9 protein-coding genes and 1 pseudogene are annotated in these 13,538 nt (G+C 73.1%); 6 read left to right on the forward strand and 4 right to left on the reverse strand.

Translation table 11 applies throughout. The features are described 5' to 3' along the window. The first annotated feature begins 16 nt into the window (after nucleotides 1-16). From O7626_RS08205 to O7626_RS08215, 3 genes are all read left to right on the forward strand, one after another. On the forward strand, nucleotides 17-895 hold the full coding sequence (locus tag O7626_RS08205; RefSeq protein WP_278066100.1) for a carbohydrate ABC transporter permease: 879 nt from the start codon (nucleotides 17-19) through the stop codon (nucleotides 893-895). Then, nucleotides 892-2,325 (forward strand): GH1 family beta-glucosidase, encoded by a 1,434-nt coding sequence (locus tag O7626_RS08210; RefSeq protein ID WP_278060549.1) that lies wholly within the window; start codon nucleotides 892-894, stop codon nucleotides 2,323-2,325. Before O7626_RS08205 ends, O7626_RS08210 begins: the two co-directional genes overlap by 4 nt. Nucleotides 2,326-2,497: 172 nt before the next feature. Further along, nucleotides 2,498-3,541 (forward strand): LacI family DNA-binding transcriptional regulator, encoded by a 1,044-nt coding sequence (locus tag O7626_RS08215; protein WP_278060550.1) that lies wholly within the window; start codon nucleotides 2,498-2,500, stop codon nucleotides 3,539-3,541. Nucleotides 3,542-3,658: 117 nt separating this feature from the next. On the opposite strand, the gene O7626_RS08220 is transcribed toward O7626_RS08215, so the two are convergent. Continuing rightward, entirely contained in the window at nucleotides 3,659-4,885 is a 1,227-nt protein-coding gene (locus tag O7626_RS08220; protein WP_278060551.1) for an acyl-CoA dehydrogenase family protein, read from the reverse strand. Nucleotides 4,886-4,944: 59 nt separating this feature from the next. Next, the gene (locus O7626_RS08225; protein ID WP_278060552.1) at nucleotides 4,945-6,048 is read right to left on the reverse strand and encodes a phosphotransferase family protein; all 1,104 of its coding nucleotides are present in this window, start codon (nucleotides 6,046-6,048) and stop codon (nucleotides 4,945-4,947) included. A gap of 223 nt (nucleotides 6,049-6,271) precedes the next feature. Between O7626_RS08225 and O7626_RS08230 the strand changes: the two are divergent. The 3 genes and pseudogenes from O7626_RS08230 to O7626_RS08240 all read left to right on the forward strand — a co-directional run. Continuing rightward, nucleotides 6,272-6,973: pseudogene (locus tag O7626_RS08230) on the forward strand (amino acid-binding protein); the annotation flags it as partial. Between the two features lie 383 nt (nucleotides 6,974-7,356). Next, nucleotides 7,357-8,586: a GNAT family N-acetyltransferase gene (locus O7626_RS08235; RefSeq protein WP_278060553.1), complete on the forward strand. Its 1,230-nt coding sequence runs from the start codon at nucleotides 7,357-7,359 to the stop codon at nucleotides 8,584-8,586. 831 nt (nucleotides 8,587-9,417) lie between these two features. Further along, complete coding sequence (locus O7626_RS08240) at nucleotides 9,418-12,204, forward strand: glycoside hydrolase family 9 protein (protein ID WP_278066101.1); 2,787 nt, start codon at nucleotides 9,418-9,420, stop codon at nucleotides 12,202-12,204. A 176-nt stretch (nucleotides 12,205-12,380) separates the two neighbouring features. Here O7626_RS08240 and O7626_RS08245 read toward each other — a convergent pair whose 3' ends face one another. After that, nucleotides 12,381-13,058 (reverse strand): SMI1/KNR4 family protein, encoded by a 678-nt coding sequence (locus tag O7626_RS08245; RefSeq protein WP_278060554.1) that lies wholly within the window; start codon nucleotides 13,056-13,058, stop codon nucleotides 12,381-12,383. An 86-nt stretch (nucleotides 13,059-13,144) separates the two neighbouring features. Then, entirely contained in the window at nucleotides 13,145-13,450 is a 306-nt protein-coding gene (locus O7626_RS08250; protein WP_278060555.1) for a hypothetical protein, read from the reverse strand. Nucleotides 13,451-13,538 lie beyond the last annotated feature (88 nt).

A 13,538-nucleotide genomic window follows, 5' to 3' on the forward strand; every position in this document is an offset into this window, starting at 1 on the left:
GACCCTGCCCCGGACGGTGACCCCCGCCCCGGCACCGGCCCGTCGCCGTCGCCGCCGTGGGGCGCCCGGTGCCCAGCTCTGGCAGGCCAGCCCGCTGACCTACCTCGCGCTGATCATCGGCTCGGTGCTCTCGATCTTCCCGATCGTCTGGTCGTTCATCATCGCATCCCGGGACAACGGCGCGGTCTACGAGATGCCGCCGACCCCGGGCGGCAAGCTCTTCGAGAACATCGACCGGATGCTGGCCAACGAGGACGCCTCGTTCGTCTACGGTCTGATCAACTCGGCGGTGGTCTCCTCCGTGGTGACCATCTCGGTGATCTTCTTCTCCACCCTGGCCGGCTTCGCCTTCGCCAAGCTCAAGTTCCGGGGCAGCAACGCCCTGCTGCTGGTGATCATCCTGACCATGATGGTGCCGACCCAGCTCGGCATCATCCCGCTCTACCTGATGATGGTGGAGCTGGGCTGGACCGGCACCCTCCAGGCGGTCATCGTGCCGTTCCTGGTGCAGGGCTTCGGGGTCTTCATGATGCGCCAGTACGCGATGTCGGCGATCAGCGACGAACTGATCGAGGCCGCCCGGCTCGACGGCTGCTCCACCTGGCGGGTCTACTGGAACGTCGTCCTGCCGGCGCTGCGCCCGGCGGCGGCCGTACTCGGCCTGCTGACCTTCATGCAGACCTGGAACGAGTTCCTCTGGCCGTTCGTCGTGCTCACCCCCGACACGCCGACCGTGCAGTACTCGCTGAAGATCCTTTCGTCGGGCCCGTACCAGACGGATTATGTAGCCCTGTTCGCCGGTACCGCGCTGGCGACCCTGCCGCTGCTGATCGTGTTCATCATCTTCGGCCGCCAGATCATCGGCGGCATCATGGAAGGCGCCGTCAAGTCGTGAGCAACTCCGCGAGCCCACAGTCCACGCAACTGCTCGAGGGAGGCGGAGCCGCGGACTTCCCCGCCGGCTTCGTCTGGGGCGCGGCGACCGCGGCGTACCAGATCGAGGGGGCGGTGCACGAGGGCGGTCGAAGCGCATCGATCTGGGACACCTTCAGCCACACCCCCGGCCGGGTCCTGCACGGGCACACCGGTGACGTCGCCTGCGACCACTACCACCGCTACCGCGACGACGTGAAGCTGATGGCCGAGCTGGGGCTGAAGGCGTACCGGCTCTCGGTCGCCTGGCCCCGGATCCAGCCCGACGGGCACGGGTCCGGCAACGCCGAGGGGCTGGACTTCTACCGGCGGCTCACCGACGAGCTGCTGGAGCACGGCATCGAGCCGTGGATCACGCTCTACCACTGGGACCTGCCGCAGGCGATCGAGGATGCCGGCGGCTGGCCGAACCGGGACACCGCCGCCCGGTTCGCCGAGTACGCCGAGCTGACCGTCGCCGCCCTCGGCGACCGGGTCCGGCACTGGATCACCCTGAACGAGCCCTGGTGCTCGGCCTTCCTCGGCTACGGCTCCGGCGTGCACGCGCCGGGGCGGACCAACCCGAGGGAGGCGGTCCGGGCGGCGCACCACCTGATGCTCGGGCACGGCCTGGCCACCCAGGCCATCCGGGCGGCCCGGCCGGAGGCCGAGGTCGGGGTGACCCTCAACCTGTACGCGGTCTCCCCGCAGACCTCCTCGGCCGGTGACGCCGACGCGGCCCGCCGGATCGACGGGCTGGCCAACCGGATCTTCCTGGACCCGGTGCTGCGCGGCAGCTACCCGACCGACGTGATCGCCGACCTGGCCTCGGTGACCGACTTCGGGCACGTCCGGGAGGGCGACCTTGCGACCATCTCCACCCCGATGTCGTTCCTCGGCATCAACTACTACAGCCGGCACGTGGTCGCCGCCCCGATCGAGGGCGTCGAGCCGGAGCCGTACTGGCGGGCCCCGTCGACCTGGCCCGGCAGCGAGCAGGTCCGGTTCGTCACCCGGGGTGTGCCGGTGACCGACATGGACTGGGAGATCGACGCCCCCGGGCTGGTCGAGACCCTGGAGCGGGTGCACCGGGAATATCCGGAACTGCCGCTCTACATCACCGAGAACGGTTCCGCGTTCGTCGACGAGGTGGTGGACGACCGGATCGACGACGTCGACCGGCTCGGCTACTTCGACGCGCACCTGCGGGCCTGTCACGCGGCGATCAGCGCGGGGGTGCCGCTGCGCGGCTACTTCGCCTGGTCACTGCTTGACAACTACGAGTGGGCGTGGGGTTACACCAAGCGCTTCGGCATGGTCTACGTCGACTACGACAGCCAGCGCCGGATACCCAAGTCGAGCGCCAGGTGGTACTCGGAGGTCGTCCGACGTAACGGTTTGGCCGCACAATGAACCTTCGACCTCTGCTCGCGGTCCGGCATGCCCCCGAGTGAAGGTCGGGACGCAGGCGAGGCGCTGTCCAGGCCGAAGAGGGTTCAATAGGCGTGGTCAGCCAGTATTGGGGGTGCCCGGCACCGATCCGCAGCGGGTCGGTGCCGGACATCCGACGTCGGAGGGACAGACGATGACAACCCAGCGCACCCGCTCGCTCGGGCGGCCCACCCTGGACGCGGTCGCCGCCCGCGCCGGAGTGGGGCGGGGCACCGTGTCCCGCGTCGTCAACGGATCACCACAGGTGAGCCCGGAGGCCCGGGCGGCGGTGCAGCGGGCCATCGCCGAGCTGGGCTACGTGCCGAACCGGGCGGCCCGGGCCCTGGTCACCCAGCGGACCGACTCGGTGGCCCTGGTGGTCTCCGAGTCGGAGGAGCGGGTCTTCGGCGAGCCGTTCTTCGCCGGCATCGTGCGCGGGATCAGCTCCGCACTGCTGGAGACCCCGATGCAGCTCTGGCTGGCGATGGCACAGTCGCCGGCCGAGCGGGAACGGGTCGAGCACCACCTGACCAACCAGCACGTCGACGGCGTGCTGCTGCTCTCGCTGCACGACGCCGACCCGCTGCCCACCCTGCTGGAACAGCGCGAGCTGCCGACCGTGCTCGGCGGCCGGCCGGCCCGGATGCTCGGCGACCCCTCCGGGGCGTACTTCGTCGACGTGGACAACGCCGGTGGCGCCCGGCAGGCGGTCGAATACCTCGTCGGGCAGGGCCGCAAGCGGGTGGCGACGATCGCCGGCCCGCAGGACATGGGCGTCGGCGTGGCCCGGCTGACCGGCTACCGGGAGGCGGTACGCGACAGCGGCGGGCTGGTCAGCGAGGGCATGATCGCGTACGGCGACTTCAGCGAGACAAGTGGCGCGGCGGCGATGCGCCGGCTGCTGGACAGCTGCCCCGAACTCGACGCGGTCTTCGTCGCCTCCGACCTGATGGCCTGCGGGGCGCTGCGGGCGCTGCGCGAGGCGGGCCGGCGGGTCCCCGAGGACGTGGCGGTGGTCGGCTTCGAGGACGCCCCGATCGCCCGGCAGACCGAGCCGCCGCTTACCACCGTCTTCCAGCCGATGGAGGAGATGGGGCGGCAGATGGCCCGGTTGCTCGTCTCGCGGATCCGTCGGGAGGAGCGCGACGTGCCCTACGTGCTGCTCGACACCCATCTGGTGCACCGCCAGTCCGGCTGAACCCGGCCGGCCGCACCGGTCGCCGCTCCGGCCGGGCGGCGTCGTGGCTCTGTCCCCCGGGTAGCGGTGGTCCGGCCAGCTGACATCCTGGCCGTGCGCCCCGGGCGGCGCGGCGGCTCAGTCGCCGGTCCAGCGGCGCAGCTCGCGGCGGGCCAGCGCGGCCCGGTGCACCTCGTCCGGGCCGTCGGCCAACCGGAGGGTACGGGCGCCGGCCCAGAGCGCGGCCAGCGGCGTGTCCTGGCTGACTCCGGCCCCGCCGTGCGCCTGGATCGCCTTGTCGATCACCCACTCGGCCATCGCCGGAGTAGCGATCTTGATCGCCTGGATCTCGGTGTGCGCGCCCTTGTTGCCGACGGTGTCCATCAGCCAGGCGGTCTTCAGCACCAGCAGCCGGGCCTGCTCGATCCGCACCCGGGACTCGGCGATCCACTCCCGCACCACGCCCTGCTCGGCAAGCGGCCGGCCGAACGCGACCCGCTCGGCGGCCCGCCGGCAGAGCAGTTCGAGGGCGCGCTCGGCCATCCCGACCAGGCGCATGCAGTGGTGGATCCGGCCCGGACCGAGCCGCGCCTGTGCGATCGGGAAGCCGTCGCCGGGAGCACCGATCAGGTGGTCCGCCGGCACCCGTACGTCGTCGAAGCTCACCTCGGCGTGCCCGCCGTGTGCGCCGTCGGAGTAGCCGAAGACGGTCAGGCCCCGGTGCACCGTCACCCCCGGAGTGTCCCGGGGCACCAGCACCATGCTGTGCTGCCGGTGCCGGGGCGCCGACGGGTCGGTCCTGCCCAGCACCACGAAGATCCCGCAGCGCGGGTCCATCGCCCCGGTCGACCACCACTTCCGCCCGGTGACCACGTACCCGTCGCCGTCCGGCTCGATCCTCGTGGCGATGTTCGTCGCGTCCGAGGAGGCGACCTCCGGCTCGGTCATGCAGAACGCCGACCGCAGCTCGCCGTCGAGCAGCGGGCGCAGCCAGCGCTCCCGCTGCGCCGGGCTGCCGAAGTCGGCCAGCAGTTCCATGTTGCCGGTGTCCGGTGCGGCGCAGTTGAGCGCCTCCGGGGCCAGCTGCGGACTGCGGCCGGTCAGTTCGGCCAGCGGAGCGTACTGGAGGTTGCCGAGCCCGGCGCCGTACTCCGGATGGGGCAGGAAGAGGTTCCACAGGCCCCGGCGCCGGGCCTCGGCCTGCAACTCCGCCATGACCGGCGGTCGGCTCCACCGGCCGGTTCCGCTCTCCGCGGCGGCGACCTGCTCGGCGTAGACCGGCTCGGCCGGCAGGATCCGGTCGGTCAGGAAGTCGTGCAGCGCCTCGTGCAGCTCGGCGGTGCGCGGATCGAACCCGAAGTCCATCGGTACTCCTCGGCAGGTGCGCTCGGCGGGATGTCCGGCGGTGTGGCGGCGGGGGCGGGTCAGTTCCGGCGGAAGGCGGTCAGGCCGTACGCGACCAGCGGGTGGACCAGGGCGCCGATCCGGTCGAACCCGTCGCCGACGGTCTGCCCCAGGGTGTGCCGGTAGTGGATGCCCTCGCAGATGACGGCGAGCTTGAAGCAGCCCAACGCCACGTGCCAGTCCAACGGGCCGACGTCGACGTCGCTGCGTGACGCGTACCGGTCGAGCAACTCGGCGCCGGAGGGGAAGCCGGCCCGCGGACCGAGCCCGTCCGCCACCGGGTTGCCCTCGGCCACCTCGGAGTTACCGAGCACCTCCCAGTACGTCAGCAGCAGCCCGAGGTCGGCGAGCGGGTCACCGAGGGTGGCCATCTCCCAGTCGAGTACCGCCCGGACCGCGACCGGCGGGCTCTCCGGGGCGTCGCCCGGTTCGGGACCGCACGCGGCGACCAGGTTGTCCAGCCGGTAGTCGCCGTGCACGATCCGCCCGGCGTTGGCGCCGTCCGGTGCGGTGGCGGCCAGCCGTCGGCGCAGCTCGTCGATGCCGGGCAGCGGCCGGCTGCGGGACCGGTCGAGCTGCCCGCCCCAGCGGCGTACCTGCCGGGCGAGGAAGCCCTCCGGGTGGCCGAAGTCGGCCAGCCCGACGGCGGCCGGGTCGACGGTGTGCAGCTCCGCCAGCACGTCCATCATGACCAGCGCGAGCGCGCGGCGCTGCGCGGAGGTCAGCGGATCGGTCTGGTTGCGGCTGCGGAACACCACCCCGGGCACCCGCTCCATCAGGTAGAACGGCGCGCCGAGCACCGCTTCGTCGGCACAGTGCAGCAGGGCGGCCGGGACCGGCACGCCGGTCGGGGCGAGCGCGGAGATCACCCGGAACTCCCGGCCCATGTCGTGCGCGGTGGCCAGTACGTGTCCCAGCGGCGGCCGGCGCAGCACGAACTCGCGGTCGCCGGACCGGACCAGGTAGGTGAGGTTGGACCGGCCGCCGGCGAGCACTTCCGCCCGGAGCGGGCCGGCCAGCAGGTCGGGGCGGTGTGCCGCGAGATGCCCGGCCAGCCGGTCGAGGTCGAGCCCGGACGGAGCGGGTGGTTCCGGCCGGACGGCGGTGGCCGGCGGATCGGTCATCCGGACAGTTGATGACATCTTCGGCCGTCCGGTCAAGCCCTGCCGGGGGAGACCGGCCGAGCCGGCTGGCTCGCGCGCCGGCGCGCACCGTACGTCTCCGGGGTGAACACGGGTTGTTGCGGTGGGGACATGGCACGGCAACAGGGGCGAAATGGTCATCGGGCAGCCTGGTTGACAGTTCGCCGGCGGAACGCGCGCCGGTCCGCCGACGGAGGGGACGGACATGTTGCTGAGGGTTCGGGTGACCCTGCCGGATCGACCCGGAACGCTCGGGCAGGTCGCTCGCACGCTGGGCGTCGCGGGTGCCGACATCGTCCAGGTGGTGGTGCTGGAGCGGCTGGGTGGCCGGGCGGTGGACGACTTCACGGTGGTCTGGCCGGGCGCCTCCCGGGTCGACCGGCTCTGCGCCGGCCTCGGCGCCATCCCCGGGGTGCGGGTGAACGGCATGTGGCGGGCGATCGGCTCGCCGACCGGCGGCGGTCAGGACGCCGAGCTGCTCGCCCAGATCGCCGCCAACCCGGCGGACGGGCTGGGCACCCTGGTCGACGCCGTACCCGGCCTGCTCGCCGCCGACTGGGCCGCGGCGGCCGTGGTGCCGGCGGACTGGGCCGCGCGCACCGGGATGGGCGCCGGGACGGTGCGGGGCAGCGGCGCACCCGCCGTCGCGTACGCGAGCTGGCGGGCACCGAGCCCGCTGGAGTTGCCGGAGGTGACCCCGTTGCGGGCCCGGGCACTGAACGGGCCGGTGGGCACCCACTACGCGGCCGCCCCGTTCGGCCGGGCGGGACTGGTGCTGATGCTCGCCCGGGTGGACGGCGAAGGGCTCAAGGCGGCTGGCTTCCACGTCACCGAGGTGGACCGGATCGCCCAACTTGTGCGCGCCGCCGCGACCATTCTCGGTGACCGGCTCGACCTGGTCAGCGCGCCGCCCGCGGGGCAGGCGGCGACGCCGGCCGGGCCGGTGGCGGACGGGCCGGTGGCGGACGGGCCGTCCCCGGTGGTGCCGATGCCGCCGGTGGTGGTGCCGGGCGGCTCCACGGCGATGCTGGCCGGGCCGATGGCGCCCCACAGGCCCGGTCCGGCGATCGGGCCGGAGACGACCGGGACGATGACGCCGGCCGGGATCACGGCGGGCTCCGCCGTGGCGCCGGTCGGTCCGGCCCGGATGACGGCCGGCTCCGCCGTGGCGCCGGTCGGTACGGCCGGGCCGGCACCGGCGGCCGGGCGACTGCCGGCGATCACGACCCGTCACCGCTGAGCAACCGGCCGGCAACAGCGGGCGGCAGCCTGGAAGCGGAAGGAGTTGCGATGACACTGTGGCGGATCAGGGCGACCGTGGCCGACCGGCCGGGGTTCCTCTCCGTACTCACCGCCAGCCTGGCGCTGCGCGGGGTGAACATCCTCACCGTCCAGGTGCACACGACCGAGGCGGGAGCGGTCGACGACTTCCTGGTGGACGCGCCGGCCGAGTTGACCTCGGACGACCTGGTCGCGGCGGTGGAGCGCGGGAGGGGTCGGAACTGTTGGGTGGCCCGCAGCGAGGCGCAGGGGTTGGCCGACCAGCCGACCCGGGCACTCGGCCTGGCCAGCCGGCTGGTGCGTGACCCGGACGCCCTCGGCGAGTCGCTGCGCAGCCTGCTCAACGCGGACTCGGTCACCTGGCGGCCGGTGGCCGGCGGCCCGACCGGTCCGGGGCACGGCGCCGGGACGATGCGACTGCCCGACCCGTACGGCGGCTCCTTCGAGGTGCTCCGGACCGCACCGAGCTTCACCCCTGCCGAGTACGCCCGCGCGCAGGCGCTGGTGGACCTGGCCGGTGTGCTGGCCCGGCAGGCCGCCGACCGGGTGACCCTGGTGTTGCCGGACGGGGCCGAGTTGACCGTACGCCCGGCGGTGCCGGCCGACCTGCCGGGGCTGCTGGCGATGCACGCACGCTGCTCGGCGCGGAGTCTGGGCCGGCGTTATCCGGCGCGGGGCGTGGCGACGCCGGAACGGGTGCGCCGGCTGCTCTCCCCGGCACACGGGGTGACCCTGCTGGCGCTGGCCGGTGGTGCGGACGGCACGCCGGAGCGGGTGGTGGGGATGGCGAACCTGTCCGCCGAGGGGGTGCTGGCCGAACTCGCCCTGCTGGTCGAGGACGGCTGGCAGCGTCGGGGCCTCGGCACGGCACTTCTGCGCCGCCTGGTCGGGTACGGCAGCCGGGCCGGCTACGCCGCGCTGCTGGCGCACACCCGGGCCGACAACGTGGGGATGCTGCGTCTCCTGGACCGGCTGTGCCGGCCGCGGACGATCGACCGGGACGGTAGCCGGTGGACCGTGACGGTGCCGCTGCACGACCGGCAGGCCGCTGGGGTCCCCGCCACCGAGAGCCCCACCGGAGTCCCCGCGGCGCGTACTCCGACGGCCGGGGCTTCGACGGCCGGGGCTTCGACGGCCCGAGCTTCGACGGCCCGAGCTTCGACGGCCGGGGCTCCCGATGCCGGGGCTCGCGCCGCCGCGACGTCCGAGGTAGAGACTCCCGCCGCCGCCGAGGCGTAGCGGCGTGGCACAGACCCGGCGGTCCGGTCCTGGTTCGGGGCCGGGCCCCGGAACCGCCTGACTGGGGCGAGAAGGGAGGGGTCCCTCCGGTAGGACGGCCGGAGGGGCCCCTTCGCCACGAGCGCCGGAAGCCGGGAGTCGGGAGTCGGGAGTCGGGGGCGTACGGCCGGAGGCGCGGACCGCCGATACGCGGGGCGGGCGGCGCCGGAACCCGCCGATGTCCCCCGTCGGCTGTCGCCGGTCCCCGATCGTGATCGAGGTGTCGCCGGTTTGGGTCCTTCACAAACCGGCAATGGCGCGGTTACATTGTTGGACATCCATGGGAGCGCTCCCGGGGCTCCGACGGACGAGATCCACCCTCCCTCGCACCGGCACCACACCGCAGCAGAAATTCCCAGGCCCAGCACCCGCGTCGTGCACCGCGCAGGGAGAGGGGCGGATGCGCCCACATCCGCCCCTCGTGTCCTCCGCTACGCGTCGCCGCGCGCGGCTCCACGGACAGGAGCGATTCTAGTGCGCGACCGCATTGCCCCGGCCCGGCCGAACGGGCAACGTCCCCGGCCCGGTCCCCGGCCCAAGCCAGGCGCCCGGCAACGCCTCGACGGTCGGCAGCGACCAGACGGCCGGCAGCGGCCCGACCGCGGCCAGCGGCCGGGCCGCTGGTACCTCCGCTCGGTGGCGGTGGCCGGTGCGGCGGCGCTGAGCGCCGCAGCCCTGGTGCTGACCGGCGTCGCCCCGGCGACCGCCGCCCCGGCACCGCCCGGCGGCGCTTCGGCCCGGACCGGCCCGACGGCTGCCGGGACCGGATCGGACTCCGCCGGGAACGGACCGATGCTCGCCGCGACCGGATCGACGGCGGCGGGAAGCGGACCGGCCGTGGCGGCGGCGCCGGCCTTCAACTACGCCGAGGCGCTGCAGAAGTCGCTCTACTTCTACGAGGCTCAGCAGTCCGGTCCGCTGCCCGACTGGAGCAGGGTCTCCTGGCGCGGCGACTCGGCCCTGACCGACGGCTCCGACGTGCGGCTGGACCTCACCGGCGGCTGGTACGACGCCGGCGACCACGTCAAGTTCGGCTTCCCGATGGCGTTCAGCACCACGATGCTGGCCTGGGGTGCTGTGGAGTACCGGGCCGGCTACCAGGCCTCCGGCCAGCTCCCGCACCTGCTGAACAACCTGCGCTTCGTCAACGACTACTTCATCAGGGCGCACCCGTCGGCGAACGTGCTCTACGGGCAGGTCGGCAAGGGCGACGACGACCACAAGTGGTGGGGCCCGGCCGAGGTGCTGCCGATGGCGCGGCCGGCGTACAAGATCGATGCCAGCTGTGGCGGCTCGGACCTGGCCGGCGAGACGGCGGCGGCGATGGCCGCCTCCTCGATGGTGTTCCGTCCCACCGACCCGGCCTACGCGGACCGGCTGGTCACGCACGCCCGGCAGCTCTACAGCTTCGCCGACACGGTGCGCCGGGCGTACCACGAGTGCATCACCGACGTGACGAACTTCTACAAGTCGTGGAGTGGCTACCAGGACGAACTGGTCTGGGGCGCGATCTGGCTCTACCGGGCCACCGGGGACGCCAGCTACCTGACCAAGGCGGAGACCGAGTACGACCGGCTCGGCACCGAGCAGCAGTCCAGCACCCGGATGTACAAGTGGACGGTGGCCTGGGACAACAAGCAGTTCGGGGCGTACGTGCTGCTGGCCAACCTGACCGGCAAGCAGAAGTACGTCGACGACGCCAACCGCTGGCTCGACTACTGGACGGTCGGGGTGAACGGGGAGAAGGTGCGCACCTCCCCGGGCGGGATGGCCGTGCTGGACACCTGGGGTGCGCTGCGTTACGCCGCCAACACCGCGTTCGCGGCACTCGTCTACAGCGACAGGACCACCGACGCGACCCGGAAGGCCCGCTACCACGACTTCGCGGTGCGGCAGATCGACTACGCCCTCGGCGACAACCCGCGCAACTCCAGCTACATGATCGGCTTTGGTGCCAACCCGCCGAAGAACCCGCACCACCGCACCGCGCACGGCTCCTGGTGGGACAGCATGCAGGTGCCGGAGGCGACCCGGCACACCCTCTACGGCGCACTCGTCGGCGGGCCGTCCTCGCCGAACGACGCGTACACCGACAGCCGGAGCGACTACGTGATGAACGAGGTCGCCACCGACTACAACGCCGGGCTCACCTCCGCGCTGGCCCGGCTGGTCTCCGAGTACGGCGGCACGCCGTCGGCGAGCTTCCCGCCGACCGAACGGCCGGACATCGACGAGATCACCGTGGAGACCACTGTGATGCAGGCCGAGCCGAGGGCCACCGGGATCAAGGCGATCGTCTACAACAAGTCCGCGTTCCCGGCCCGGGCGCTCACCGACTCCGCGTTCCGGTACTACTTCCGGCCAGAGGGGACCAGCGCGATCCAGGTGACAAGCGGCTACACCCAGGGCTGCCCGGCACCGACCGCCGCCCGACAACTCTCCGGCGACGTCTGGTATGTCGAGGTCGACTGCTCCGGGCACACCATCGCCCCGGCCGGACAGTCGGCGCACCGGATGGAGGTGCAGTTCAAGATCGGCGTACCGGAGGGCGGCACCTGGGATCCGAGCAACGACCCGTCGTACCAGGCCACCGCCGGACCCAACCCGAAGGTGGCGCTCTACGCGGGCGGCTCGCTGATCTGGGGCGCCGAACCGGCACCGTCGGCGCCGGACAGCACCGCGCCGGGCGCGCCCGGCACCCCGACCGCCTCGGCGGTGACCGCCACCGGAGCCACCCTGTCCTGGACCGCCGCCACCGACAACGTCGGGGTGACCGGCTACGACGTGTACCGGGAGAACGGCGCCACCGACGTGCTGCTCGGCTCGGTGGCCACCCCGACGTACGCGGTGACCGGGCTGGCGGCCGAAACGACGTACCAGTTCTACGTGGTGGCAAAGGACGCCGCCGGCAACCGCTCCGCGGCGTCCGCGCCGGTCTCGGTGACCACCCGTCCGACCGGGACCGGCGACACCACCCCACCGGGTACGCCCGGCACCCCGACCGCCCCGGCGGTGACGGCGACCGGAGCGACCCTGAGCTGGACCGCGTCGACCGACGACGTCGGCGTCACCGGCTACCGGGTCTACCGGGAGGCCGGCGCCACCGACGCCCTGCTCGGCTCGCCGACCACCCCGACATTCGCGGTCACCGGGTTGACGGCCGGCAGCACGTACCAGTTCTACGTGGTGGCGGTGGACGCGGCCGGCAACGTCTCGGCGGCGTCGGCGCCGGTGTCGGTGACCACCCCGAGCGCGCCGGCCGGTGGCTGCCGGATCGGCTACATCAGCAACGACTGGAGCAGCGGGTTCAGCGGCACGATCACCGTCACCAACACCGGGACGAGCACGGTGAACGGTTGGACGCTGGCCTTCTCCTTCGCCGCCGGGCAGCGGATCACCCAGGCCTGGTCGGCCACCGTGAGCCAGTCCGGCGCGGCGGTGACCGCCACCAACCTGAGCTACAACGGGACGCTCGCCCCGGGCGCCTCGACGAGTTTCGGCTTCAACGGCACGCACACCGGCAGCAACCCTCGGCCCGCGTCGTTCACGCTCAACGGCGCGGCCTGCGCGACCGGCTGATCCGTCCCTTGGCCGGTCCCCGCCGGGGCCGTCGGGTGATAACCAGCAGGCTGCCCGACGGCCCCGGTCCGGTGTCGCCGCCGGCTGTCCCGACAGCGGCTCGCCGCCCCGGTCCGATGCCGTCGCGTGCCGTTCCGGGCTTCGGCCGGGCGCATCCCGTTCGGGGTAGCCGCGATCTACGACGGCAGTGGTTGAGCGGCCCTGGCGGTCGCCTCGTCCAGCCAGTCGAGATACCACCGGGCGAAGCCGATCCGCTCGCCGTGCGGCCCGGCCAGCGGACTGAAACCGCTGTCGTCGGCGCTGTCGTCGGCCCACATCGAGCCCCGCTCCGGGCCGCTGACCACAAGCACGTGCCGGTACGCGCAGCCGAGATGGCACAGGTAGACGGCGCCGACGGTGTGCCTCGGGTCGTACATCACCCGTTCGTAGTGCTCCCAGTAGGCGGTCTCGGCCGCGGTGAACTCCTCGTCGGTGCCGAACTCCGCCTCGTCCGGCGGCTCCGGCAGGTCCACCGCCGGGTTGAACGCGGCGGTGTGCGGGAACGGCTCGGCGAGGGTTTCCAACCCGGTGAGTTCGGCGCCGTCGCCCGCCCAGCCCCAGCGGCCGTCCACCCGGCGCGGCGGGAACAGCCCGTAGAACGGCCCGGCCCCGCCCCGGCCCACCTCCAGCAGAAAGTGGCGGTAGTCGTCCGGCAGCCGCACGCCGAGCTGCTCCTCCAACTCCGCCAGCTCGGCGGGGCGCAGCGGTGGCTCGAGCTGGAACCTGTGACGGTTGGCGCCGAAGACCCTGCCGTCCGGCGTACCGGCCAGCGCGGTCACCTGGTCGCGAACCCCGGACCAGTCGATGTGCGTCACGGGCCGGACCATACCGGGCCGGTCCGACGATCCTCCGGCGCCGGTCGCCGCCCCACCTCGACAGGTTCGTCGGACCTGGCGACCGGTCAGAGCCCGCGCTGCTCCGCGATCCGGTCGACCGCCTGCTTCGCATCCAGCAGGCCCTCACCGGTCGCCTGCCGGTACGCCCGCACCGCCGCGACCCGCTGTCCCTTCCGGAGGTGCTCCACCACCTCGGACGGCACCGCCTCGGGATCGACCAGACCGAGATGGTCCAGTACGAGGTCGAGCTTCCGTTCGACCCGGCGCAGTCGGGCGGCGGTCTCCCGCTGGCGTTGGGTGGCCGAGGAGGACTCGAACAGGAGCAGCACGAGCAGGAGGAGACCGACGGCGAGGACTACCCAGATTTCCATGGACCGGTATTCAACCAGGTGGTCCGGGGGATGCCGGGTAAGCCCGCCGGACGGTGGGCCGGCATGGCGGCGGTGCCCGCCGCCGTAG

This window comes from Micromonospora sp. WMMD1102 (assembly GCF_029626265.1).
Classification (GTDB): domain Bacteria; phylum Actinomycetota; class Actinomycetes; order Mycobacteriales; family Micromonosporaceae; genus Plantactinospora.